A 23,258-nucleotide genomic window follows, 5' to 3' on the forward strand; every position below is an offset into this window, starting at 1 on the left:
TCACAGGGATGTGATGGCCGCGCGACGCCGCGGACAGGCGGGTGCCCGCGACGAACCGAGGATGCGCGCTACAAACGGGACGATGGCGCGAGCGAGGAGCACCCGATGACGCGGACATGCGAGGATCTGCTGCGACGGTCGATGACGTCGATGGCCGTGGCCCTCACGGTGGGTCTGCTGGCCACCGGCGCCGCGATCGCCCGCGACACCTGCGGCGAGGCCTCGGCCTGTGCCGTCGAGGGCGGCGACTACCGCGTCCACGTCCCGGCCGGCTGGGACGGCACGAAACCGCTGCCGGCGCTCCTCTATTTTCATGGCTGGCAAGGCACTGCCGACGGCGTCATGGGCAACGACGGGGTGATGAAGGCCGCCGACGATCTGGGCGTGCTGCTGATCGCGCCCAACGGGCAGGGAAAGACCTGGTCGTTCCCCGGTTCTCCGGAGCAGCACCGCGACGAGATCGCCTTCGTGGCCCATGTGCTCGACGACGTCGAGGCGCGCTACCCGATCGAGGCCGGCCGCACGGTGGCCACGGGCTTCTCCATGGGCGCGTCGATGGCGTGGTTCGTCGCCTGCGACCTCGGCGACCGGTTTGCCGGCTTCGTGCCGGTCGCGGGCGCCTACTGGAACCCGATCCCCACCGACTGTCCGTCGCCGGTGCCCAACCTGATCCACATCCATGGCACCAGCGACGATGTCGTGCCGATGGCGGGCCGGGCCATTCAGGGGAACTCCCGCCAGTCCGACGTCAACGCGAGCCTGAAGACCTGGCGCGACCGGGCCGGCTGCGAGGCGACGCCGGAGCCGGTGACCATGGGGGAGCTCGCCTGCCAGCGCTGGCGCGGCTGCGGCGGAAAGCTCCTGGAACTCTGCACCCATCCGGGCGGGCACATGATCAAGCCGGAGTGGGTCGTCGACGGCTACCGCGTTCTCATGCAGCATCTGGATGCCGGCGCCGGAACCGGCCACGACGGCTGACGCGGCGCTTGCTTGTGCGCGGGCGGGCGGTATGCGATGGCGGGTGACCGTCGTCCTTTCGGGGGAATTTCATGACATCGACCGGCTCGGCCGCCGCCGACCCTTCCGTCTTCTCGTCCATCGGGCCGCTCGCGGACCTGAAGGTCGTCGACCTGACGCGCATCCTGGCCGGTCCGTCGGCAGCGCAGATGCTCGGCGATCTCGGCGCCGACGTCGTCAAGGTCGAGCGGCCGGGGAAGGGCGACGACACCCGCGGCTGGGGTCCGCCGTTCGTGCAGGACGCCGAGGGCAACGACACCCGCGAGAGCGCCTACTTCCTCTGCGCCAACCGCAACAAGCGCTCCGTGGCCGTCGACCTCGCCTCGCCTGAGGGGCAGGAGATCATCCACCGGCTGGTCGCCGATGCCGACATCGTGCTGGAGAACTTCAAGGCCGGGCATCTGGCCCGCTACCGGCTCGATTACGCCAGCCTGTCGGCGATCAACCCGCGCCTCGTCTACTGCTCCATCACCGGCTTCGGCCAGACCGGCCCGTACGCCGCCTTCGCCGGCTACGACTTCATGGTGCAGGGGATGGGCGGCATCATGAGCCTCACCGGGTTCCCCGACGAGGAGGGAGGGCGGCCGACCAAGATCGGCGTCGGCATCGCCGATCTCATGTGCGGCCAGTATGCGGTGACCGGCATCCTGTCGGCCATTCACGCCCGCCAGCACACCGGTCGCGGCCAGCACATCGACATGGCGCTGTTCGATTCCCAGATCGCCTGGCTCGCCAACCAGGGGCTGTCCTACCTGACCACCGGCGAGGTGCCGGGCCGCCTCGGCAACGCCCACCCGACCATCGTGCCCTACGAGACCTTCGAGGCCTCCGACGGCGAGTTCATCATCGCCTGCGGCAACGACGGCCAGTTCCGCAAGCTGATGCAGATCGCCGATCACGAGGAACTCGCCGACGATCCGCGCTTCCGCACCAACCAGGACCGGATCGCCAACCGCACCGAGCTGATCCCGCTGCTCAACGCCTACACCCGCAAGCGGCCGGCCGAGGCGTGGATCAGCGCGCTGGAGCAGGCCGGCGTTCCGTGCGGACCGATCAACACCCTCGACAAGGTGTTCGCCAATCCGCAGGCCGTGCATCGCGGCGCCCGCATCACCATGCCCCACGCCGCATCTGGCAGCGGCACCGTCGACCTGATCGGCAATCCCATCAAGATGAGCGACACGCCGGTGAGCTACCGCCAAGCGCCGCCGCGCGTCGGCGAGCACACCCGGGAGGTGCTGATGGACGAACTGGGCCTGTCCGAGGACGAGTTCGCGCGTCTCGCCGCGGCCGGCGTCGTCGGAGCCCTGTCATGAGCGGCACCGGGGCCGACCTGATCGCCGGAAAGCTGGCGGCCGCCGGGTGCCGGATGGCCTACGGCATTCCCGGCGGCGAGGTCCTCGCGCTGGTCGATGCGCTCGACCGCGCCGGCATCCGCTTCGTCCTCACCAAGCACGAGACGGCGGCCGGCTTCTTCGCCGAGGGCGGCTGGCACGCGACCGGGGCGCCCGGCATCCTGGTGGCGACGCTGGGACCGGGCCTCGCCAACGCGGTGAACGCCATCGCCAACGCCCATCAGGACCGGGTGCCGATGATCGTGCTCACCGGTTGCGTCGACGCGGCCGACGCCGAGACCTACACCCACCAGGTGTTCGACCACCGCGCGCTGCTGGCGCCGATCGTCAAGGCGAGCTTCCGGGCGACTGCCGGCAGCCTCGACCGGATGATGGACAAGGTGCTGACCGCGCTGTGGGACGGCCAGCCGGGCCCGGTCCACATCGATGTGCCGATCGGCGTCGCCGAGGGCGGCACCTCCGAGACGGCCGGACCCGTCCCGGCCCATCCGGCGCCGGCCATGCCGGCGCCCGGCGGCGACCTCGACCTGGCGCGCGGCTGGCTCTCCGGCAGCCATGCGCCGATCGCCATCGCCGGCGTCGACGCCGTCAACGAGGACGCCGGCCCGGCGATCGCCGAGTTCTGCACCCGCCACGGCGTGCCGCTGATCACCACCTACAAGGGCAAGGGGCTGGTCGACGAGGATCACCCGCTGGCGCTCGGCGGTGCCGGCCTGTCGCCGCGGGCCGACGCCGAGCTGAAGCCGCTGCTGGCCGAGGCCGACCTGATCCTGCTCCTCGGCTACGACCCCATCGAGATGCGCATCGGCTGGCGCAATCCGTGGCCGGCCGGCACGCACGTCGTCGAGATCGCCCCCGAGGCGCGCACCCACGGCATGCACGCGGCCTCGGTGCTGCTGCGCGGTGCGGTGGCGCCGACGCTCGCCGCGCTCTCCGACGGCATCGCCGCGCGCAAGACCTGGCCCGGCGGCGCGCCCGCCCGGGTCCGCGAGACGCTCGCCGGCATGTTCGCGGCTCCCGACGCGTGGGGACCGGCGCAGGTGGTCGCCACCGTGCGCGACGGGCTGCCGAAGGAGGCCGTCGCCACCGCCGATTCCGGCGCCCACCGGATCCTGCTCAGCCAGATGTGGACGACCCACCATCCGCGCACGCTGCTGCAGTCGTCGGGGCTGTGCACCATGGGCTGCGCGGTGCCGATCGCCGCCGGCTACAAGCTCCAGCATCCGAACGCGCCGGTGGTGGCGTTCGTCGGCGACGCCGGGCTGGAGATGACCCTCGGCGAGCTCGCCACCATCCGCGATCTCGGGCTGGCGCTGGTCATCGTCGTGCTGGTCGACGAAAGCCTGGCGCTGATCGAGCTCAAGCAGCGCGCCCAGCAGCGGCCGTCGGTCGGGGTCGAGTTCGGCGGCACCGACTTTCCGGCCGTCGCCCGGGCGCTCGGCGGCCACGGCGTGTGGATCGACGACGCCGAGACACTGGCGTCCGAGCTCGAGGCCGCCCTCGGGCGCGACGGCTTCACCGTGCTGGCCGCGCGCATCGACCGGCACGCCTACGACGGCGCCTTCTGACCGCGGCCGGCGGCGTCACGCCGCGGTGTCGGTTTGCCCCGCCAGGATCGCGGCCGTCTGGCGCGCGATCATCGCCTCTTCGTTGGTGGGGATGACGTAGACCTTCACCGGCGAGGCGTCGGTGGAGATCGCCAGCGCGTTCGCCTCGTTGCGCGCGTCGTCGATGGCGATGCCGAGCCACTGCTCGTCGTGCAGGATCCGGTGGCGGATCGAGGCGGCGTTCTCGCCGATGCCGCCGGTCATCACCACCGCATCGAGGCCGCGCAGCACCGCCGCCATGGCGCCCAGCTCGCGGCGCACCCGGAACACGAAATAGTCGATGGCCCGGGCCGCCTCCGGCGCGTCGCTCGCCTCCAGGTCCCGCATGTCGTTGGAAATCCCCGACAGGCCCTTGAGCCCGGATTCGCTGTAAAGAAGCTCGGTAAGCTCTTCCAGCGTCATGCCTTTCTCGGTCATCAAATAGATCAGGACACCGGGGTCGATCTGCCCGCAGCGGGTGCCCATCGGCAGGCCGTCGAGCGCCGTGAACCCCATCGTCGAGGCGACCGAGACGCCGTGCTGGATGGCGCACATGGAGGCGCCGTTGCCGAGATGGGCGACGACGAGGCGGTTGCTGGCCTCCACCAGGCCGAGCTCGCGGGTCCGCGCCACGATGTACTCGTAGGACAGGCCGTGGAAGCCGTAGCGCCGCACGCCTTCGTCGTAGAAGCGCTGCGGGATGGCGAAGGTGTCGTTCACCCACGGGTGCTTGCGATGGAAGCTGGTGTCGAAGCAGGCGATCTGCAGGGCATCGGGGAAGGCGGCCTGCGCCGCCGCGACGCCCGACAGGTTGTGGGGCTGGTGCAATGGAGCCAGCGCACACAGCGCCTCCAGCCGCACCAGGATCGCCGCGTTGAGACACACCGACGCTGCGAAGTCGGGGCCGCCGTGCACGATGCGGTGGCCGACGGCGACGACCCGGACGTCCGGCCGCTGCTCGCGCAGCATTGCCAGGATCGCCGCCAGCGCGGCGGCGTGGCCGGCAGGCCCGTCGCCGGGCGGATAGCGGTGGTCGATGATCCTGTGATGGCCTTCGGAGACGACCATGCGCGGATGGCTGCCCAGGCCGTCCAGCTGGCCGCGCAGCAGCTCATCGGCGCCGCCGGCGTCGAACAGGGCGAACTTGATCGACGACGAGCCGGCGTTGATGGTCAGGATCATGTCGCTCACGGGCGGGCCTTCCGGTCAGTCGGCGGACGTGGCGTGGGTCTTCAGCCAGTGATCGTAGAGGAGGGCGAGGGCTGCGGAGGCGACCCGGGCGCGGTCGTCGTCGGCCCGGCTGGTCAGCATGATCGGCACGCTGGCGCCCATCACCAGCCCCGCCGATTCCGCGCCGCCGAGGAAGGTCAGCCCCTTCAGCAGGATGTTGCCGGCCTCGATCGACGGCACGACGAGGATCTCGGCCTTGCCGGCCACCGGCGAGTGGATGCCCTTGCTGCGCGCGGCCTGCTCGTCGATGGCGTTGTCCATGGCGAACGGCCCGTCGACCAGGCCGCCCTTGATCTGGCCGCGGTCGGCCATCTTCGCCAGGATCGCCGCGTCGACGCTCGATGGGATCGCCTGGTTGACGGTCTCCACCGCCGACAGGATGGCCACCTTCGGCTGGTCGATGCCAAGCGCGATCGCCAGGTCGATGCCGTTCTGGACGATGTCGGCCTTGGTGGCGAGATCGGGGGCGATGTTGATGGCGGCGTCGGTGATCAGCAGCGGCGCCGGATGGCGGGGCAGGTCCAGCACGAAGATGTGGGAGAGGCGCCGTCCGGTCCTGAGGCCGCCGTCGCGGGCGACCACCGGGTGCAGGAACACGTCGGTGTGCAGATGACCCTTCATCAGGCAGCGGGCGCGGTGCGCGCGGACCAGCGCGACGGCGGCAGCGGCAGCCGACGCGTCGTCATCGGCATCGACGATCTCGATCCCTTCCAGGCTGCGCCCGATCTTGCCGGCCGCCGCCTCGATCGCCGCGCGCGGCCCGACCAGGATCGGCACGATCAGCGCCCGGTCGGCCGCCTCCAGCGCCCCGGCCAGCGAGGCGCCGTCGCACGGGCACACGACGGCGGTCGGGACCGGGTCGACGGTCGCCGCGCGCCCTTCGAAGATCTCGAAATGGATGTGCTCGCCTGGCGTGCGCGCGGGGGCTCCGGTCTCGGTCATGCACGTCTCCTCGATCGGGTCTCGCGGGCACAGGGGCCCGGCGTTGCCCGGCTGTTGGCCCGGTCTGGAAGCCCCTTCCAGCCGGGCCCTCGATGGCCGCGACGAAGCTCTAGACGCGGCTGGTGACGATCGTGCAACGCCCACCGGGCCGGGACAACCCGATGCCGCAGGACGCGCCACCTGCAACCGCATGGACACCGAAACGGCGCCGGGACTGTTGCGGCGGATCAAACGGGGCGCATCTGCGCCCCGTCCGCTTCGATCGGGGTGGCCCTGCTTTACCCGGCGAGGCCGGCGTCCTTGCGGACCTGCGCGCCGAGCGCCCGGCCGCCCTTGGCGAGCAGGCCGAGATCGGTCCCGCAGGCGACGAAGCGCATGCCGGTCTTCAGCCAGTGCACCGACTGGGCCACGTCGCCGATCAGGATGCCGGCCGGCTTGCCGGCCTCGCGGACCGCCTTGCAGCCCCGCTCGATGGCCGCGGTCACGTCCGGATGGCCCGGCTTGCCGATGAGGCCCATGTCGGCGGACAGGTCGGCCGGGCCGAAGAACACGCCGGTGACGCCGTCCACCGCGGCAATCTCGGCCACCCGGTCGAGCGCCGACATCGTCTCGATCTGCACCAGGATGGCGATCTCGTCCTCGGCGCGCTCCAGGTAGTCGGTCGCCTCGCCGTAGCGGTTGCCGCGGTGGGTGAGGGAGACGCCGCGCACGCCGTGGGGCGGATAGCGGCAGGCGCGGACGGCGGCCTCGGCCTCTTCCGGCGTCTGCACCATCGGGAACAGCAGCGAGAAGCAGCCGAGATCAAGCAGCCGCTTCACCATCACCGGCTCGTTCCAGGGCGGCCGGACGACGGGCGTCGTCTTGCTGCCGGCATAGGCCTGCAACTGCGACAGCACGCTCGCCAGATCGTTCGGCGAATGCTCCATGTCGATCAGCGCCCAGTCGAAGCCCGTCGTCGAGATCACCTCGGCGGCGAGATTGGAGCACAGCGAGCTCCAGATGCCGATCTGCGGCTCGTCCGCGGTGATGGCCGCCTTGAAGCGGTTGGTCTCGATCTTCATTGAGGCATCCTTTGTTCTTTGACGTCGTTTGGCAGGGCATCGGGCCGCGCGGGCCGGCGTGCCGATGGTCGGCTGGAGTGTTAGTTCAATTCCAAGCCGGTCGGAAAGACGGTTGGGCGGATGAAGGGCGTTTTGCGGTCAGCCGGAGCCGTCGGAACTCCGGCTGCCGGGCGCGAAAACGGCTTCGGAGAGATCGTCGACCGAGGCAACGCCCAGAAGCGCCAGCGTGCGGGCGAGGTCGTCCTTCACCATGTCGAGGGCCGCCGTCAGCCCGCCGGGGCCGCCGCCGGCGATGGCCATCAGCGGCAGGCGCCCCATCAGCACGAAGTCCGCGCCGAGCGCCAGCGCCTTGGCCACGTGCTCGCCCGACCGCACGCCGCTGTCCAGCAGCACGGGGAACCCAGGCCCAACGGCCCGCCGCACGGCGGCAAGCGCGTCGATCGACGCGATGGTGCTGTTCAGCTGGCGGCCGCCATGGGTCGACACGACGATGCCGTCCGCCCCGGCGTCGCGGGCCCTGACCGCGTCCTCCGGCGACACGATCCCCTTGACCACCAGCTTGCGCGGCCAGCGGTCGCGGATGTGCTTCAGCACGGTCCAGTCGAGGCGGCCGGAACTCTGGGTCGCCATGAACGCGGCGATCTGGCCGGCGGTCGCACCCGGGTCGGCGTAGCGCTCGATGTTCTGCAGGCGCGGGGCGCCGCCGCGCGCCAGCGCCAGGCACCAGGCCGGATGCATCGCCACGTCGGCCGCCAGCCGCAGCGACGGCCGCAGCGGCAGGCCGAGCCCGCTGCGCATGTCGCGCAGCCGCCGGCCCGGCACCGGCACGTCGACGGTCACGAACAGCACGTCGATGTCGAGCGCGTTGGCGCGGTCCATCAGGTCGTCCGCAACGGACTCGTCGCGGGCGACATAGAGCTGGAACCAGGCGTGGCCCCTGCTTTCCGGGACGGCGGTCTCGACGGCGGTGGTCGCCGCGGTGGACAGGACGTAGGGCATGTCGGCCGCGATGGCCGCGTCCCACAGCATCCGGTCGGCGCCGGGCCAGATCAGGCCGGCGAGCCCGATCGGCGCGATGCCGAAGGGGACGGCATAGCGCCGTCCGAACAGCGATTTGCCGACGTCGATCCGGTCGACGTTGACGAGCGCGCGGGGCAGGAAGCGCAGCCGGTCGAGGGCGTCGACGGATTCCCGGAGGGCGATTTCGCTTCCCGAGCCGCCGTCCAGATAATCGAAGGCGACCCGGGGGATGCGCCGGCGGGCGGCGCGGCGGAAGTCCTCGTAGCTGGTGGCCTTCATCGCGCCTCAGTCGCTCCGGTTGTCGAACAGGTCGACGAGGGCGGAGATGTCGTCGTCGAGGCTCATGCCGTCGCGCTCGGCGACGCTCCTGTAGAGGTCGATCGTCCGGCTCGAGGTCGGCGTTGCCGCGCCCACCGCCGCCGCGGCCTTCTCGGCCATCAGCAGGTCCTTCAGCATCACCCCGATGCCGCCGAGCTTCGGCTCGTGGGTGTGCGTCGCCATCCGCGGCCCGAAGATCTGCAGCGGCAGGGAGTCGGCGAAGCCGCCCTTCAGCGCGTCGGCCAGATGGGCGACGTCGACGCCGGCACGCCGGCCGAAGGCGATCGTCTCGGCCATCACCATCATGTTGTTGGCGACGATCATCTGGTTGCAGAGCTTCGCCAGCTGGCCCGAGCCGCTGGGCCCGAGGTGCGTCATCCGCGCCGAGACGCGCTCGATCAGCGGCCGGGCCTTCTCGATGTCCTCGTCGCGGCCGCCGGCCAGCACGATCAGGCTGGCCTTCTCGGCGGCCGGAACGCCGCCGGAGACCGGCGCGTCGATCCAGCCGATGCCGTGTTCGGCGAGCTCGGCCGCGATCTCGCGGGCATCGTCGGGCGCGATCGACGAAAAATCCACGACCACCTTGCCGGCCTTTTCGGTGGCGGTGACGAACCCGGTCTCGCCCAGGGCGATCTCGCGCACCGCGCTGCCGTCGAGCACGCACACCCCGACGATGTCGGAACCGTCGAGCACCTCGGCGGGCGTCCCGGCACGGCGGGCGCCTTCCGCGACCAGGGCGTCGGCGCGGCTCTGGGTCCGGTTCCACACCGTGAGGGGCCCGGCCGCCAGCAGGTGGCGCGACATCGGCACGCCCATGACACCAAGGCCGGCGAACCCGAAACGGGGAGGGGAGGCGCTCATGTGGATCTCCGGAACACGGGATTCGGCAAGGTGTGCCATGGAAGCCGCAAGCCGCCGCGGAGGCAAGCGGCGAAGCGCGTATCAGCGGCCTTCGGCGAGGGCGGAAGGCTGGCCGGACGGGCGGGGAGTGGGGGCTCCCGCGCCCGGCGGCCGGTCGATGACGACGGTGTTGCGGCCCTTGTTCTTGGCCTCGTAGAGGGCCTGATCCGCGCCGATCAGGCACTTGGCCATCGACCGGTAGCAGCGGGCGTCGGCGCTGACGCCCAGGCTGACGGTGAACGTGATGGGCACGTTCTCGACGATGACCACCTCGCGCTGGGCGCGGTTCCGGATCCGTTCGGCGACGAGAAAGCCGCTGGCGCTGGAGGTGTAGGGCATGATCAGGCCGAATTCCTCGCCGCCGGTGCGGGCCACCATGTCGGAGCCGCGGGATTCCTCCAGCATCACCTTGGCGACCCGCTGGATGACGACGTCGCCGGCCGCGTGGCCGTAGGTGTCGTTGACCGCCTTGAACCGGTCGATGTCGAGCAGGACGACGACGAAGTTTTCCGAATAGCGCTCCCAGCGCCGCCACTCGCGCGTCAGGTGCGCATAGAACGCCCGCCGGTTGGAGAGCCCGCTGAGCTCGTCGATGTAGGCGAGCTGCCGCACCCGTTCCTCGGCGCTGATCCGCCGGTGGTGGTCGAGCATGATGCCGCCGAGGAACAGGACGCCGAAGATCCGGGCGAGCGACACCGGCAGCGCGGTTTCAACGAACACTTCGCTCGCGACCGACCAGGGCAGCAGGAACAGCCCCAGCCCCACCAGGATCGAGCCGGCCGCGGCCAGGAGGACGTGGCGGAACTGCACCTCGCCGGGCCCTGATCTGGCGATGTGGTGGACGGTCACGCCGATCCCGATCGAGATGCCGATGCTGACCAGCCCTCCGGCCATCCCGAGGCCGCCGCTGGCCAGTCGGCAGGCACCTGCCGCTCCCCCGGCGATGAGCGCCGCCACCGGCCCGCCGAACACGCCGGCGAGGATGACGATCGTCGCGCGGGAGTCCACCAGGATGCCCGGCATCAGCTCCACCGGGGAGAGCATCGACAGGCTGGCGCCGAGGCCAAACAGCAGGCCGAGGGCGACGTTCGCCATCATGCCGTGCACGCGCGGAAGCAGGAAGCCGTAGGCGACCGCCGCGAGGGCGAGCATGCCCGTGTTGTGAAGAAGGGGGATGAAGATGTCGAACACGGGGGTCCCTGCAACGCCGGTAGGGCCTGGCCGGCCGACCTGTCGAGGCCGCGCAGGATCGGCGCCAACAAGCAGCGCCGACCTCCCGGGATGCCTCCGCCTCCCCGGGTGCGCCCGCTGCGGACGAGATCGGCGTCTCCCCCAAGAGACCGATCTCGCGTGGACCCGCATCTGGCCGCATCACGTCGTTTGACATGCTCGAAACGCATGACATGCGCAAGGCATCCCTGGACCGGGCGGCCTGTTTTCTGCGCCCCTAAGTTATCCGCGGGAGGCCGGGCGCTCGAAAGTTGCGCATGACCGCCCGATTTGCCGCCGCGCGGTTGCGCATATCGACATATCCGGTGCGTCGTGCCGTCGAACCGTCTATGAGCGGCGAGGCGCGAGGGGACAGGACGGATGCGACGGACGGGGGATGCGAGGTCGGATGGGTCGCGGGCCGTTCGGGTGAAGCCCGTGCGTGCGCGGAAGTCCGGGCTGGCGGCGGCCGGCTTTTCGCGCGACGGGTCGATCTATCGTCGCCGGGTGCAGGGCGCGGTCGACCATCCCGACTACATCCCCGGCCTCGACGGGCTGCGGGCCCTGTCGGTGATGCTGGTCATCGTCGCGCATGCCGGCTTCCAGAGCATCGTGCCCGGCGGCCTCGGCGTCACGATCTTCTTCTTCATCAGCGGCTTCCTGATCACCAACCTGCTGATCAGCGAGGCGGTGCAGGCCGGCCGCAACGACATCGGCCGGTTCTACGTGCGCCGATATCTGCGGCTCACGCCGGAGCTCTATGCCTATCTGCTGGTCTGCCTGATCGGGTCGGCGCTGTTCTTCCGGGTGGAGATCTGGGCGTTCGTCGCCTCGGCGCTCTACTTCATGAACTACCACTTGCTCTTTTCCGCGGCGGTGACGTCGGGTCCGCCGAACCCGTTCGTGCTGGGCCATCTGTGGTCGCTGGCGGTCGAGGAGCACTTCTACCTGGCGTTTCCGCTGCTGTTCCTCGTCCTGTTCCGGCGTCCCGGCGTGTTCGCGCTCGTGCTGGTGGCGGTCTGCCTGGCGGCGATCGCGGATCGGGCAATCGCCCACGGCGTCTTTCACGACTCCGACTACACCTACTATGCCTCCGACGCCCGCATCGATTCGATCATCTACGGGTGCCTGCTGGCGCTGGCCATGCGCCATCCCGTCGGCGACCGGCTGCTGCACGGCCTCGGCCGCAGCCCCGTTCTGGTCGCCGCCGTGGTGCTCATGCTGGCGACGCTGATCTATCGGGGGGAGACCTTCCGCGACGTCTTCCGCTTCAGCGCGCAGGGCATCGCGCTCTTCATCGGCGTCGCCTGCCTCTACACGAGCGTGCTCGGTTCGTTCGCGGTGGTGCTGCTGGAAACCGGCGTCCTGCGCTTTCTCGGCCGCATCTCGTACGGCATGTATCTCTGGCACCTGCTGGCGAGCCACGCGTACTTCATCTTTCGCGGGATCGCCCCTGTCGACGCGGAACTGGCGCCGCTGGCCGACAAGGTCGGGGCGGTGCTCGTCTCGACCCTTGTCGCTATCGTGATGGGCTATCTTGGGCAGCGGCTCTTGCTGCGGCCGCTTGCCGGCCTACGTCACCGATTCGGGTCGCGCACCGCGGGACGGTTCGCGGACGGGGAACGGGCGTCGTCGGCGCCGCCCAGATAGGAGCCCCGGTCAACGGCGGGGCGGTTGGAGGGACCACTCAATGCGTACGATGAAGATCGCAGCCTGCGGGCTCGTGGCCCTGGGGGCGCTTTCGGCCGGCATGCTGTCGGCCGGGGCGAACACGCTCTACGACATCACCGAGATCAAGAAGGCCACGCCGTCGTGCGAGGCCAATCCGTCCGCTGCGTGGGTCGGCCGCGTGTCGGGCAGCGTCCAGGACGACATGACCGACGAGATCGTGCCGGTGTCGTTCGTCGGCTGCTTCAACGATCAGTCGGTGTGCGAGACCTGGAAGGAAAAGACCAGCGGCTTCATCACCGGGCCGATCATCCAGTACAAGTGCGAGCACCGCTAGGGCCCGTTCCGGTCGGGTGGACCCACCTGACCGACAGGAATCGGCTCCGGGATCAAACCCTTGAGCAAATCCTGTTCGGTCAGGTCGCTTCGATCTGAACCGGAAATGCTCCGAGGGGCAGGGCGCGCCGACGCGGGCGTCGGCGCGCGCCTGTGAGGTCAGACGGCCAGGTACTGTTCGCGCAGCTCGGCGTTGTCGAGCACCTCGCGCGAGGTGCCGTCGAACACCACCTGGCCCATGTCCAGGATGATGGCGCGGTCGGCCAGGTGCAGGGCGGCGATGGCGTTCTGCTCGACGATGATCGTCGTCAGGCCGATCGCCTTGATCTGCTCGAGCGTCCGCTCGATCTCCTGGACGATGACCGGCGCCAGCCCCTCGTAGGGTTCGTCGAGCAGGAACAGCTTGACCTCGCGCGCCAGCGCCCGGGCCACCGCCAGCATCTGCTGCTCGCCGCCCGACAGCGTCACGCCCTCCTGGCGCCGCCGTTCGCCGAGCCGCGGAAACAGCTCGAAGATCCGCTCCTTCGACCAGCCGATGGGCGGGGCGATCTGGGCGAGGTCGAGGTTCTCCTCCACCGACAGGCCCTGGATGATGCGGCGGTCCTCGGGCACCAGCGCGATGCCCTTGCGCGCCGCCTCGTGGGCGCGCAGCTTGTGGACCGGCACGTCGTCGAGCCAGATCTCGCCCTTCTTGAGGTCGGGCGTGCCGACCCGCGCGATGGAGCGCAGCGTCGAGGTCTTGCCGGCGCCGTTGCGGCCGAGCAGGGCGACGATGTCGCCCTTCTTCACCTCGAACGAGACGCCCTGCACGATGTAGCTCTCGCCGTAGTAGGCATGGATGTCGCGCACCGACAGGAACGGGGCGCCGACGTCCGACGGCGCGGCCGGGCGGTGGAGGGTGTCGGTCGTGCTCACAGGTGCGCTCCTCCGAGATAGGCTTCCTGCACCTTGGGATTGCCTTTGATGTTTTCGGGACGGTCCTCGACGATGACGGTGCCCTGGGCCATCACCGTCACGTAGTTGGCCAGCGAGAACACCACGTGCATGTCGTGCTCGATGACCACCATCGTCTGGCCGCGGCGCTCGCTGATGTCCTTCAGCAGGTCGATGGTCCGGTTGGTGTCGTGACGGGCCATGCCGGCGGTCGGTTCGTCCAGCAGCAGCAGCTTCGGGTCCTGGCTCAGGCACATGGCCAGCTCCAGTCGCCGCTTGTCGCCGCGCGACAGGCTGTTGGCGATCACCTTCGCCTTGTCCGCCAGCGCCACGTCGGCGAGGTTCGACATGGCGTGGTCGCGCACCTCCGCCTCGCCGTCGAGGCGGCTCCACGGATTGAGCTTGAAGGTCCCGTCGCGGTGGGCGAGCGACGGGATCATCACGTTGTCGAGCAGCGACAGCTCGCCGAAGATCTCCGGCGTCTGGAACACCCGGCTGACGCCGATCTGGTTGATCTCGTAGGGCCGCACGCCGATCAGCGAGCGGCCGTCGAAGGTCACCGTCCCGGAGTCGGGGATGAGGCGGCCGATCAGGCAGTTCAGCAGCGTCGACTTGCCGGCGCCGTTCGGCCCGATGATGGCGTGGACGGTTCCTTCCTTCACCGACAGCGTGACGTGGTCGAGCGCCCTGAGGCCGCCGAAGGCCTTGTTGACGTCGTTGACTTCCAGGAGACCCATGTTCGCCCCGCTCATCGTGCGGCCTGCGGCTGGTCGGCGGGAGGCGCCGAGGCGGCCTCAGGGCTGTCGGATTGTCGGTTGCCGCCGAGCCTGGCCAGCCGGCGCAGGCCCTCGATGATCCCGCCCGGCAGGAAGATCACCACGATCATGAACATCAGTCCGAGCGTCAGCTGCCAGCCCTCGCCGACGAACAGCCCGGCCACCGAGATGATCGGTTCGCGCACCGATTCCGGCAGGCTGGAGAAGACGTGTTCGAGGGTGCGGTCGTTGAACGACGAGAAGATGTTCTCGAAGTACTTGATCAGCGCCGCACCCAGCATCGGTCCCATCAGCGTGCCGGCGCCGCCCAGGATGGTCATCAGCACGACTTCGCCCGACGCCGTCCACTGCATGCGCTCCGCGCCCGCCAGCGGGTCGGTGATGCACAGCAGCGCGCCGGCGAGGCCGGCATACATGCCGGAGATGATGAACGCCGCCAGGGCGTAGGGCCGCGTGTTGAGGCCGGTGTAGCCCATGCGGTTCTGGTTGGTCTTCACCGCCTTCAGCATCAGGCCGAAGGGCGAGCGGAAGATCATGATCGCCAGCCACGACACGATGATCAGCAGCACGGCGCAGAAATAGAACCCGGCCATGCCGGTCAGATCGATGCCGAAGAGGTTGGCGATCAGCGGGCCGGTCTCGCTTCCGTTGCCGTCGAAGATGCGCGGGTCGGAGCGCAGGACGCGCAGGCCGGTCTCGCCGTTGGTGATCGGCGTCAGCACCGAATAGGCGAGGTTGTAGGACATCTGGGCGAACGCCAGCGTCAGGATCGAGAAGTAGATGCCCGACCGGCGCAGCGACAGGAAGCCGATCGCCAGCGAGAAGATGGCCGCCGCGACGATGGCCAGGATCACCGCCGGGATCGGGTTCATGCCGAGCAGCTTGAAGCTCCACACCGCGGTGTAGGAGCCGACGCCCAGGAACGCGGCATGGCCGAAGGACAGGTAGCCGGTCAGCCCGAACAGGATGTTGAAGCCGGTCGCGAAGATTCCGAAGATCGCGAACTTCTGCATCAGGTCGGGATAGGCGGCGCCGATCGGCTCGAGCCAGAACGGCATCGTCAGGATGGCGACGGTGAAGATCGCCATGAGGACCAGGTCGCTGGTCAGGGAGTCTCGGTCGAAGAATGCCAGCATGTCAGCCCTCCATCACGCCTTTGCGGCCCATCAGACCGCGCGGCCGGACCAGAAGGATCACGACGGCCACGAGATAGATGATGATCTGGTCGATGCCCGGGAAAATGGACTTGATCTCGTTCATGGAGGCGAACGACTGCAGGATGCCCAGCAGGAAGCCGGCGAGAACCGCGCCACTGAGGGAACCCATGCCGCCGACGACCACGACGACGAAGGACAGGACCAGGAAGTCCATGCCCATGTGGTAGTCGGGTGGAAGGATCGGCGTGTACATGACGCCGGCCAGCCCGGCCACGACGGCGGCGAGGCCGAACATGATGGTGAAGCGCTTGCCGATGTCGATGCCCAGGATGCCGACGGTCTCCCGGTCGGCCATGCCTGCGCGCACGACCATGCCGAAGGTGGTGAACTGTAGGAAGGCGAACACCGACCCGATCACCGCCAGCGAGAAGGCGAGGTAGACCAGTCGCCACCACGGATAGGAGATCGCGTTCTCCGCGAAGCCGAACCAGGAGCCGATATCGGCGGAGCCGGAAACGAGGTCCGGCGCCGGGATCGGGATCGGGTTCGCGCCGAACCAGACCTTGATGATCTCCTGGATGACGATCGCCAGGCCGAAGGTCACGAGGATCTGCTCGGCGTGCGGGCGCCGGTAGAAATGCTTGATCAGCCCGCGCTCCATGATGATGCCGATCGCCAGCATCACGGGGATCGCCACGAGGATCGACAAGGGCACGGCGAAGTTCAGGATCACCTGGCCGGCATCGCCGAGCCAGGCCTCGATGTAGGGCACGCGGATCTCCTGAGGCGTGCCCCATGGCGTCAGGTTGTCCGGGTCGAGCGTGACGATGTCGAGCGTCAGCAGCTCGTAGAAGCCGACGGCGCAGAACGCACCCAGCATGAACAGGGCGCCGTGCGCGAAGTTCACGACGCCGAGCGTACCGAAGATGAGGGTGAGCCCGAGGGCGATCAGGGCATAGGCCCCGCCCTTGTCGAGGCCATTGAGGATCTGAAGGAGGATCTGATCCATTGCGACGGTCTTCTCCCAAGCCACGGACAATAGCGAGAAACGGCCGGTCCGCCGGGCCGGCCGTCTTGTGTCGTCAGACCGTCAGCTCAGACGCCGTTGTTGCACTGGCCCAGGTCGCCGCCGGCGAACATCGGGTTGTCGGGCTCGTACCAGACGTCCTTGGCCGGCACTTCTTCGACCACTTCGAGAAGGTCGTACTTGTCCTTCGGGCTTTCCTTGCCGCGCACGACGAGCACCGGCTTGAAGCACTGGTGGTCGGCGGCACGGTAGAGGGTCTGGCCGTTGCCCATGCCGTCGAACAGGAAGCCCTTGTTGGACGCGGAGTCGATGCCGGGAAGCGAATCGCTGCCTTCGAAGGCCTCGACGATCGCGCAGGGAGCGAAGCTGCCCGCCCGCTCGGCCGCATCGGCATAGAGCAGCGCCTGCACGTAGCAGGTCTGGGCCGCCTGCGACGGCGGCTGGCCGTACTTCTGGCCGAACGACTTGACGAACGCCTGGGTGCCCGGATCGGTGAGCTTCCAGTCCCAGTTGGCGGAGCCGAGGATGCCCTTCACCGCCTCGCCGGCACCCTGAGCCATCAGCTCGGAGTAGAGCGGCACGACGATCTCGAACTGCTTGCCGTTCACCTGCTTGTCCTTCAGGCCGAACTGGACCGCCTGGGTGAGCGAGTTCACCATGTCCTTGCCGTAGTGGTTCAGGATCAGGACGTCGGCGCCGGAGTTCAGGACCGGGGTGATGTACTGCGAGAAGTCGCCGGCGCCGAGCGGGGTGCGCACCGCGGCCACCGTCTCCCAGCCCAGGTCCTCGGTCGATGCCTTGATCGACTCTTCCTGGGTCCAGCCCCAGGTGTAGTCGGCGGTGAGGTGGTAGGCCTTGCGGTCGGTGCCGTATTCCTTCTTCAGCACCGGCGCGAGGGCGGCGGCCGACATGTAGGCGTCGAAGAAGTGGCGGAAGCCGTTGGCCCGCTTGTCCTTGCCGGTGGTGTCGTTGGAGTGGGTCAGGCCCGCCATGAAGATGACGCCCATTTCCTGGCAGAGCGACTGCACCGCCACGGCCACGCCCGAGGACGAGCCGCCGGTGATCATCACCGCGCCGTCCTTCTCGATCATCCGCTTGGCGGACGCGCGGGCGGCGTCGGACTTGGTCTGGGTGTCGCCGGTGACGAACGCGACCTTCTTGCCGAGGACGCCGTTCCCCTTGAGCGCGGTCGGCTTCATGGTGTTCAGCATGCCGCCGTCGCCTTCGCCGTTCAGGTGTTCGACGGCAAGCTGGTAGGCGCGCAGTTCGTCGGCGCCTTCGTCGGCGTACGCCCCGGTCTGCGGCACGTTGAAGCCGAACGTCACGGTCGAGCCGCTCGGTGCGTTCAGGTAGTCCGCGGCAGAGGCGCGCCGTATGAACAGGTGAGGGGCAACCAGCGCGGTACCGCCGAGCACGGCGCCACCTTTGAGGATCGTCCTGCGAGACGTCCCGGTCTTCAGAATGCTCATCATTTCCTCCCGGAGCTTGTCGAGCGGGCTGCAGGTGTCGATCCCTGCTTCCGCCCATACAGATGGCTACGGCAAGCCCCCCACAACCGGCAATGGTGAAGCGGGGGGCTTGCAAAGTTCTGTAAATTCCGGTCGCATGGCCCCCGTTGGCTGTTAAGAAATTTACAGAACTCGCAAGAGTCACGGCAGCCGGCCTGGGGAGCAGCAAATGGTTCGTGTGCCGATCGGACAACGTATACGGGAGCGGCGGCGGCGCGCCGGCATGGCCCAGGCGGCGCTCGCCAAGGTGGTCGACATCTCGCCCGCCTATCTGAGCCTGATCGAGCACGACAAGCGCTACATCGGCGGCAAGCTGCTGCGGCGCATCGCCGACGCGCTGGAGCTCGAGCTCGACTATCTGACCGCCGACCAGGACACCCGCCTCGTCGAGGCGCTGATGGAGCTGTCGGCGGCAAGCGGGCTGGAAGGCCTCGATGCGGAAAGCGCAGCCAGCCTCGTCGGACGGTACCCGGAGTGGGCGCGCGCCTTCATCAAGCTCAACCGCAATCTCCGCGACGCCACCGAGACGGCGCTGGCGCTGTCGGAGCGTCTCAGCCGCGATCCGGAGCTGATGGCGCTCAGCCACCTGATGCTGACCCAGATCACCTCGGTGCGCTCGTTCTCCGAGATCCTGGCCGAGCACGACGATCTCGACGCCGCGGAGCGCCGGCGCTTCGCCGGCATCATCGCCAGCGAGAGCGATGCGCTGACCTCCAGCGCCCGTGCGGTCATCGACACCCTCGAACACTCGGGCGACGCGTTCCGGCCGACGTCTCCCTCCCGCGAGGTCGACGACTTCATCATCGACAACCGCAACTATTTCGCCCCCATCGAGGCGGCCGCGGCGGCGCTGCGCGACGCGCTCGGCGGCGACCGGATCCTGTCGGAGACGGTGCTCACCGAGCGGCTGCTCACCCGGCACGCGATCCAGGTGGTGCACGGCCATCAGCCCTATGGCCCCGAGATATCGGGCCATCGTCTCGTGCTGGCGGAGGGGGCCACCTCGTCGACGGTGCGCTTCCGGCTTGCCCAGCGGCTGTGCCGGGTCGAGTTCGGCGACCTGCTGGAGGAGGTGGTCGAGACGGCCCGCGTGTCGAGCGAGGAGGCCCGCACGCGGGTGCTGGACGCGCTCGCCCGCTATGCCGCCGGCGCCCTGCTGCTGCCGTACGCGCCGTACCTCGAGAGCGCCGAGGAGCTGCGCTACGATCTGGAGGCGCTCGGCGCGCGCTTCGGCGTCAGCTTCGAGCAGGCCGCCCACCGCCTCGTCACCCTGCGCGAGCCGGGCAACGAGGGCGTGCCGTTCGCCTTCCTGCGCGCCGATCCGGCCGGCAACATCTCCAAGCGCTTCTCGATCCCCGGCCTGCGCATGCCGGAATTCGGCGGGGCCTGCCCGCGCTGGCCGATCTACACCGCGTTCTCGTCGCCCGACCAGATCGTCAGCCAGCTCGCCGCCATTCCCGGCGGCGCGCGCTATCTGTTCATCGCCCGGCGGGTGACCAAGCCGTCCACCGTGCACGGACGGCCGACGACGGTGTTCAGCGTCATGCTCGGCTGCGACGCCCAGTACGCCGACCGGATCGTCTACGGCGACGCCTATTCGTCCCGCCGCGACAGCGTGCTGTCGCGCGTCGGCTTCGAGTGCCGCTCGTGCCGGCGCGAGGACTGCGAGCAGCGGGTCCATCCGCCGATCTTCCGGCAGGGCTCGCCGCAGGGCAGGGACGCGCCGCTTCCGTCGGCGGTCCGCGAACCGACCCCCGTCGGCGGCGACCGCGAGGAGGCGTTTGCCGATGGCCGCTAGCCCGTCGCAGCAGGACGGCGAGGGCGTCCGCCCGGTGATCCTGATCGCCGAGGACGAGCCCTTCATCGTGGAATCGCTGACGTTCCTGCTCGAGCGCCAGGGCTACCGGGTGGAAGCGGTGCGCGACGGCGCGGTGGCGCTGGCGCGGCTGTCGTCGCACCCGCCCGACCTGCTCATCCTCGACACCATGATCCCCAGCGAGAACGGCTTCGACGTGCTGCGCCGGCTCCGTCAGATGCCGCACGGCCGGGCGGTTCCGGTGCTGGTGCTCACCGCCAAGGGCCAGGACAGCGACCGCCGTCAGATGCTGTCGCTGGGGGCCGACGAATTCGTCACCAAGCCGTTCTCCAACCAGGACCTTCTGGCGCGCGTCGGGCGCCTGCTGGAGAACGGGGACCCGGGCCGATGAGCCGGCGTCCGGCCCGCGATCCGGAGGGCATCGCCGACCTCAGGTGGGCGGTGCCGGTGGCGATGGTGCTCCTGCTGATGCCGCCGATGCTGACGGTGTTCGACAATCCCGTGCTGATCTTCGGCATCCCGCTGCTCCACCTCTACATGTTCTCGGTCTGGTTCGCCGGCATCCTCGCCACGGCGTTCCTGTCCCACCGCCTCGGCCGGTCGGACGGCGGCTCCGGCCCGCCGCGGGACGGGGGCTGAGCCATGCTCGAGCCGGGCGTCATCGTCGCGGTGGCGGGGCTCTATCTGAGCGGGCTGTTCCTGCTCGCCTTCATCTCCGACCGGCGCGCCGAGCGCGGGGTGAAGGGCATCATCAACTCGCCCGTCGTCTACACCCTGTCGCTGGCGGTCTACTGCACCTCCTGGACGTTCTACGGCGCCGTCGGCTCGGCGGCGCGCAACGGTGTCGAGTTCGCGACGATCTACATCGGCCCGACCTTCGTGTTCGTCGGCTGGTGGCTGTTCCTGCGCAAGCTGGTGCGCATCTCGCGGGCCCAGCAGATCACCTCGATCGCTGACTTCATCTCGGCGCGCTACGGCAAGAGTTCGGCGATTTCCGCCGTGGTCACGCTGATCGCGATCGTCGCCATCGCGCCCTACATCGCGCTGCAGCTGAAGGCCGTCGCCACCAGCTTCGAGGCGATCGCCAGGCCGTCGCCGTTCGTCGACGGCACCGCCGCGCCACCGGGTTTCCTGAGCGACACCGGCTTCTGGGTGGCGGCGTGCATGGCGGTGTTCGTGATCCTGTTCGGCACCCGCAAGATCGGCGCCGACGAGAGCCATCCGGGCGTCGTCGCGGCCATTGCGTTCGAATCGATCGTCAAGCTGTGCGCGCTGATCGCGGTGGGGGTGCTGGTGGTGGCCGGCTTTGCCGGTGAAGACATCCCGGGCGTGCTGTCGGCCGAATGGACGCCGCGCGTCACGCATCTGGCGACACTCGCCGAATCCGACCGCAGCCGCTGGGTGGCGATCAGCTTCCTGTCGGCCGCCGCGATCATCTGCCTGCCGCGCCAGTTCCAGGTCGCGGTGGTGGAGAACCAGGACGAGCGCCACCTGAAGACGGCGGCCTGGCTGTTCCCGCTCTACCTGATGCTGATCAGCCTGTTCGTCGTGCCGATCGCCATCGCCGGCATGACGCTGCTGCCGGAGGGCTCCAACCCCGACCTCTTCGTGCTGACGGTGCCGCTCGCCGCCGGCTACGAGTGGATCGCCATCCTCGCCTTCATCGGCGGGCTGTCGGCCGGCACCTCGATGGTGATCCTGTCGTCGATCGCCCTGTCGATCATGATCTCCAACCACCTGATCACGCCGCTGCTGCTGCGCACGCGGCTGATCGAAGGCCACGCCCAAGGCGACCTGTCGCGCACGGTGCTGCTCATCCGGCGGATCAGCATCGTGGCGATCCTCGGCCTCGGCTACCTCTACTACCGCAGCACCGCCGGGCCGAGCGGGCTTGCCTCGATCGGGCTGATCTCGTTCGTCGGCGTGGCGCAGTTCCTGCCGGCGCTGGTGGGCGGCGTGTTCTGGCGCCGGGCGACCCGGGCCGGCGCACTTTCCGGGCTGGTCATCGGCTTCCTGGTGTGGGCCTACACGCTGCTGATCCCGAGCTTCGGGGCCGGCGGCTGGTCGCTCGGCTGGCTGGTCGACACCGGCCTGTTCGGCGTCAGCCTGCTGCAGCCGACGGCGCTCCTCGGCCTCTCCGGCTGGGATCCGCTGGTCCACTCGATGTTCTGGAGCCTGGTGCTCAATGCCGGCGCCTACGTGTTCGTGTCGATCGGCACGATCCAGTCGCCGATGGAGCGTCTGCAGAGCGCCTTGTTCGTCGACGTGTTCGCGCGCTCTCCCGCCGCCGAGGAGCCGGTTCTGCCGCGCTCGGCGCGGGCGGAGGATCTCTACCGGCTGAGCGAGCGCATCCTCGGCGCCGAACGCACCAGCACCGTCTTCGAGGCCCAGGCGGCGCGCCAGGGCAGGGCGGGACGGCTGCCGCTGCCGGATCCCCAGTTCATCGCCCTGGTGGAGCGCCAGCTCGCCTCCGGCATCGGCGCCTCGTCCGCCGGGCTGATGGTGTCGCGCATCGCCAAGGGCGAGCCGATCGCCGTCGACACCGTGATGGCGCTCCTCGACGAGACCCGGGAGGCGATCCGCTACTCGCGCGAGCTGGAGAGCAAATCGGTGGAGCTCGAGCGCATCGCCGAGCAGCTGCGCGACGCCAACGAGAAGCTCACCCAGCTCGACCGCATGAAGGACGACTTCCTCAGCCGCGTCAGCCACGAGCTGCGCACGCCGATGACGTCGATCCGCTCGTTCGCCGAACTGCTGGTGCAGGCCGATGGCCTCGACGAGGAGCGGGCGCGCCGCTTCGTCACGATCATCGACGAGGAAAGCCGCCGGCTGACGCGGCTTCTCGACGAGATCCTCGACCTCAACCGCATGGAGAGCGGCCAGGTCAACTGGACGATGATGACGATCGACGCCGCCGTCGTCCTGCAGCAGGCGATGGCGATCATGAGCGGGCTGGCCGAGCGGCGCGGCGTGCGCCTGATGATGGCGCCGCAGACCTGGCCGGCAATGGTCGACGTCGACGCGGACCGCCTGAAGCAGGTGTTCGTCAACCTGCTGTCCAACGCCATCAAGTTCAACACGTCGCCGGACCCCGAGGTGCGGCTGTCGTTCTCGGTCCTCGACGACCTGGTCGACGTGCGCATTTCCGACAACGGGCCGGGCATCCCGGCCGACGAGCGCGGCCACCTGTTCACCAAGTTCGCGCGCGCCTGGAACGACCGGGCCGGCGACGCCAAGGGCAGCGGGCTCGGCCTGGCCATCTCCATGCAGATCGCCCGCGTGCTGGGCGGCGACATAAGGCTGGTCGCCACCGGTCCGGAGGGGTCGGAGTTCTCCGTCACCCTGCCGCTGTCGCGCCGCAGGCAGGCGACGCCGCCGTTCGGCGAGGCGGCGAAGTAG

20 protein-coding genes are annotated in these 23,258 nt (G+C 69.4%); 9 read left to right on the top strand and 11 right to left on the bottom strand.

What is annotated here, in order from left to right; all coding sequences use genetic code 11:
- Nucleotides 1–105: 105 nt before the first annotated feature.
- The 3 genes from ACSSVZ_RS08615 (at nucleotide 106) to ACSSVZ_RS08625 (ending at nucleotide 3,940) form a co-directional block, all read left to right on the top strand.
- Entirely contained in the window at nucleotides 106–978 is an 873-nt protein-coding gene (locus tag ACSSVZ_RS08615) for an alpha/beta hydrolase family esterase (protein ID WP_453969401.1), read from the top strand.
- 71 nt (nucleotides 979–1,049) lie between these two features.
- Nucleotides 1,050–2,333, top strand: coding sequence for a CaiB/BaiF CoA transferase family protein (locus tag ACSSVZ_RS08620; protein WP_453969402.1), 1,284 nt, complete (start codon nucleotides 1,050–1,052; stop codon nucleotides 2,331–2,333).
- A complete protein-coding gene (locus ACSSVZ_RS08625) occupies nucleotides 2,330–3,940 on the top strand; it encodes a thiamine pyrophosphate-binding protein (protein ID WP_453969403.1) in 1,611 nt (536 codons plus the stop codon). Before ACSSVZ_RS08620 ends, ACSSVZ_RS08625 begins: the two co-directional genes overlap by 4 nt.
- A gap of 15 nt (nucleotides 3,941–3,955) precedes the next feature.
- Here ACSSVZ_RS08625 and ACSSVZ_RS08630 read toward each other — a convergent pair whose 3' ends face one another.
- The 6 genes from ACSSVZ_RS08630 to ACSSVZ_RS08655 all read right to left on the bottom strand — a co-directional run bounded on the left by ACSSVZ_RS08630 (nucleotide 3,956) and on the right by ACSSVZ_RS08655 (nucleotide 10,620).
- Nucleotides 3,956–5,149: an acetate/propionate family kinase gene (locus ACSSVZ_RS08630; protein WP_453969404.1), complete on the bottom strand. Its 1,194-nt coding sequence runs from the start codon at nucleotides 5,147–5,149 to the stop codon at nucleotides 3,956–3,958.
- 15 nt (nucleotides 5,150–5,164) lie between these two features.
- Complete coding sequence (locus tag ACSSVZ_RS08635; protein WP_453969599.1) at nucleotides 5,165–6,322, bottom strand: bifunctional enoyl-CoA hydratase/phosphate acetyltransferase; 1,158 nt, start codon at nucleotides 6,320–6,322, stop codon at nucleotides 5,165–5,167.
- An 86-nt stretch (nucleotides 6,323–6,408) separates the two neighbouring features.
- A complete protein-coding gene (locus ACSSVZ_RS08640) occupies nucleotides 6,409–7,191 on the bottom strand; it encodes an HpcH/HpaI aldolase family protein (RefSeq protein ID WP_453969405.1) in 783 nt (260 codons plus the stop codon).
- Between the two features lie 138 nt (nucleotides 7,192–7,329).
- Nucleotides 7,330–8,490 carry an alpha-hydroxy acid oxidase gene (locus ACSSVZ_RS08645; RefSeq protein ID WP_453969406.1) on the bottom strand — a complete coding sequence of 387 codons (1,161 nt, stop codon included), beginning with the start codon at nucleotides 8,488–8,490 and terminating at the stop codon, nucleotides 7,330–7,332.
- Nucleotides 8,491–8,496: 6 nt separating this feature from the next.
- Nucleotides 8,497–9,390: an NAD(P)-dependent oxidoreductase gene (locus ACSSVZ_RS08650; protein ID WP_453969407.1), complete on the bottom strand. Its 894-nt coding sequence runs from the start codon at nucleotides 9,388–9,390 to the stop codon at nucleotides 8,497–8,499.
- 81 nt (nucleotides 9,391–9,471) lie between these two features.
- Nucleotides 9,472–10,620 (bottom strand): GGDEF domain-containing protein, encoded by a 1,149-nt coding sequence (locus tag ACSSVZ_RS08655; protein WP_453969408.1) that lies wholly within the window; start codon nucleotides 10,618–10,620, stop codon nucleotides 9,472–9,474.
- Between the two features lie 456 nt (nucleotides 10,621–11,076).
- On the opposite strand from ACSSVZ_RS08655, the gene ACSSVZ_RS08660 reads away from it, so the two are divergent.
- Both ACSSVZ_RS08660 and ACSSVZ_RS08665 read left to right on the top strand, forming a co-directional pair.
- Nucleotides 11,077–12,288 (top strand): acyltransferase family protein, encoded by a 1,212-nt coding sequence (locus ACSSVZ_RS08660; RefSeq protein WP_453969409.1) that lies wholly within the window; start codon nucleotides 11,077–11,079, stop codon nucleotides 12,286–12,288.
- A gap of 40 nt (nucleotides 12,289–12,328) precedes the next feature.
- A complete protein-coding gene (locus ACSSVZ_RS08665) occupies nucleotides 12,329–12,643 on the top strand; it encodes a hypothetical protein (RefSeq protein WP_453969410.1) in 315 nt (104 codons plus the stop codon).
- Between the two features lie 158 nt (nucleotides 12,644–12,801).
- Here ACSSVZ_RS08665 and ACSSVZ_RS08670 read toward each other — a convergent pair whose 3' ends face one another.
- From ACSSVZ_RS08670 to ACSSVZ_RS08690, 5 genes are all read right to left on the bottom strand, one after another.
- Nucleotides 12,802–13,557: an ABC transporter ATP-binding protein gene (locus ACSSVZ_RS08670; protein ID WP_453969411.1), complete on the bottom strand. Its 756-nt coding sequence runs from the start codon at nucleotides 13,555–13,557 to the stop codon at nucleotides 12,802–12,804.
- Complete coding sequence (locus tag ACSSVZ_RS08675; RefSeq protein WP_453969600.1) at nucleotides 13,554–14,312, bottom strand: ABC transporter ATP-binding protein; 759 nt, start codon at nucleotides 14,310–14,312, stop codon at nucleotides 13,554–13,556. Before ACSSVZ_RS08675 ends, ACSSVZ_RS08670 begins: the two co-directional genes overlap by 4 nt.
- Nucleotides 14,313–14,323: 11 nt before the next feature.
- Nucleotides 14,324–15,487 carry a branched-chain amino acid ABC transporter permease gene (locus ACSSVZ_RS08680; protein ID WP_453969412.1) on the bottom strand — a complete coding sequence of 388 codons (1,164 nt, stop codon included), beginning with the start codon at nucleotides 15,485–15,487 and terminating at the stop codon, nucleotides 14,324–14,326.
- Between the two features lies 1 nt (nucleotide 15,488).
- Nucleotides 15,489–16,517, bottom strand: a complete 1,029-nt coding sequence (locus ACSSVZ_RS08685) for a branched-chain amino acid ABC transporter permease (protein WP_453969413.1) — start codon at nucleotides 16,515–16,517, stop codon at nucleotides 15,489–15,491.
- A gap of 86 nt (nucleotides 16,518–16,603) precedes the next feature.
- The gene (locus tag ACSSVZ_RS08690) at nucleotides 16,604–18,004 is read right to left on the bottom strand and encodes a substrate-binding protein (protein ID WP_453969414.1); all 1,401 of its coding nucleotides are present in this window, start codon (nucleotides 18,002–18,004) and stop codon (nucleotides 16,604–16,606) included.
- Nucleotides 18,005–18,212: 208 nt separating this feature from the next.
- Here ACSSVZ_RS08690 and ACSSVZ_RS08695 point away from each other — a divergent pair, with 208 nt between their 5' ends.
- The 4 genes from ACSSVZ_RS08695 to ACSSVZ_RS08710 are packed head-to-tail and all read left to right on the top strand — an operon-like array spanning nucleotide 18,213 to nucleotide 23,258.
- A complete protein-coding gene (locus ACSSVZ_RS08695; RefSeq protein WP_453969415.1) occupies nucleotides 18,213–19,841 on the top strand; it encodes a helix-turn-helix domain-containing protein in 1,629 nt (542 codons plus the stop codon).
- Nucleotides 19,831–20,250 (top strand): response regulator transcription factor, encoded by a 420-nt coding sequence (locus tag ACSSVZ_RS08700; protein ID WP_453969416.1) that lies wholly within the window; start codon nucleotides 19,831–19,833, stop codon nucleotides 20,248–20,250. The genes ACSSVZ_RS08695 and ACSSVZ_RS08700 overlap by 11 nt, the downstream gene beginning before the upstream one ends.
- The gene (locus tag ACSSVZ_RS08705; RefSeq protein WP_453969417.1) at nucleotides 20,247–20,498 is read left to right on the top strand and encodes a hypothetical protein; all 252 of its coding nucleotides are present in this window, start codon (nucleotides 20,247–20,249) and stop codon (nucleotides 20,496–20,498) included. Before ACSSVZ_RS08700 ends, ACSSVZ_RS08705 begins: the two co-directional genes overlap by 4 nt.
- A 3-nt stretch (nucleotides 20,499–20,501) precedes the next feature.
- Nucleotides 20,502–23,258, top strand: coding sequence for a sodium:solute symporter family transporter (locus ACSSVZ_RS08710; protein ID WP_453969418.1), 2,757 nt, complete (start codon nucleotides 20,502–20,504; stop codon nucleotides 23,256–23,258).

The organism is Amorphus sp. MBR-141 (genome assembly GCF_053628695.1).

Bases quoted from the DNA above. Each gene is read 5' to 3' on its own strand.
- ACSSVZ_RS08685 (WP_453969413.1), bottom strand. From the start codon at position 16,517: ATGGATCAGATCCTCCTTCAGATCCTCAATGGCCTCGACAAGGGCGGG.
- ACSSVZ_RS08625 (WP_453969403.1), top strand. From the start codon at position 2,330: ATGAGCGGCACCGGGGCCGACCTGATCGCCGGAAAGCTGGCGGCCGCC.
- ACSSVZ_RS08665 (WP_453969410.1), top strand. From the start codon at position 12,329: ATGCGTACGATGAAGATCGCAGCCTGCGGGCTCGTGGCCCTGGGGGCG.
- ACSSVZ_RS08675 (WP_453969600.1), bottom strand. From the start codon at position 14,312: ATGGGTCTCCTGGAAGTCAACGACGTCAACAAGGCCTTCGGCGGCCTC.
- ACSSVZ_RS08615 (WP_453969401.1), top strand. From the start codon at position 106: ATGACGCGGACATGCGAGGATCTGCTGCGACGGTCGATGACGTCGATG.
- ACSSVZ_RS08640 (WP_453969405.1), bottom strand. From the start codon at position 7,191: ATGAAGATCGAGACCAACCGCTTCAAGGCGGCCATCACCGCGGACGAG.
- ACSSVZ_RS08620 (WP_453969402.1), top strand. From the start codon at position 1,050: ATGACATCGACCGGCTCGGCCGCCGCCGACCCTTCCGTCTTCTCGTCC.
- ACSSVZ_RS08635 (WP_453969599.1), bottom strand. From the start codon at position 6,322: ATGCGGTTGCAGGTGGCGCGTCCTGCGGCATCGGGTTGTCCCGGCCCG.
- ACSSVZ_RS08695 (WP_453969415.1), top strand. From the start codon at position 18,213: ATGGTTCGTGTGCCGATCGGACAACGTATACGGGAGCGGCGGCGGCGC.
- ACSSVZ_RS08700 (WP_453969416.1), top strand. From the start codon at position 19,831: ATGGCCGCTAGCCCGTCGCAGCAGGACGGCGAGGGCGTCCGCCCGGTG.
- ACSSVZ_RS08650 (WP_453969407.1), bottom strand. From the start codon at position 9,390: ATGAGCGCCTCCCCTCCCCGTTTCGGGTTCGCCGGCCTTGGTGTCATG.
- ACSSVZ_RS08690 (WP_453969414.1), bottom strand. From the start codon at position 18,004: ATGAGCATTCTGAAGACCGGGACGTCTCGCAGGACGATCCTCAAAGGT.
- ACSSVZ_RS08680 (WP_453969412.1), bottom strand. From the start codon at position 15,487: ATGCTGGCATTCTTCGACCGAGACTCCCTGACCAGCGACCTGGTCCTC.
- ACSSVZ_RS08705 (WP_453969417.1), top strand. From the start codon at position 20,247: ATGAGCCGGCGTCCGGCCCGCGATCCGGAGGGCATCGCCGACCTCAGG.
- ACSSVZ_RS08645 (WP_453969406.1), bottom strand. From the start codon at position 8,490: ATGAAGGCCACCAGCTACGAGGACTTCCGCCGCGCCGCCCGCCGGCGC.
- ACSSVZ_RS08710 (WP_453969418.1), top strand. From the start codon at position 20,502: ATGCTCGAGCCGGGCGTCATCGTCGCGGTGGCGGGGCTCTATCTGAGC.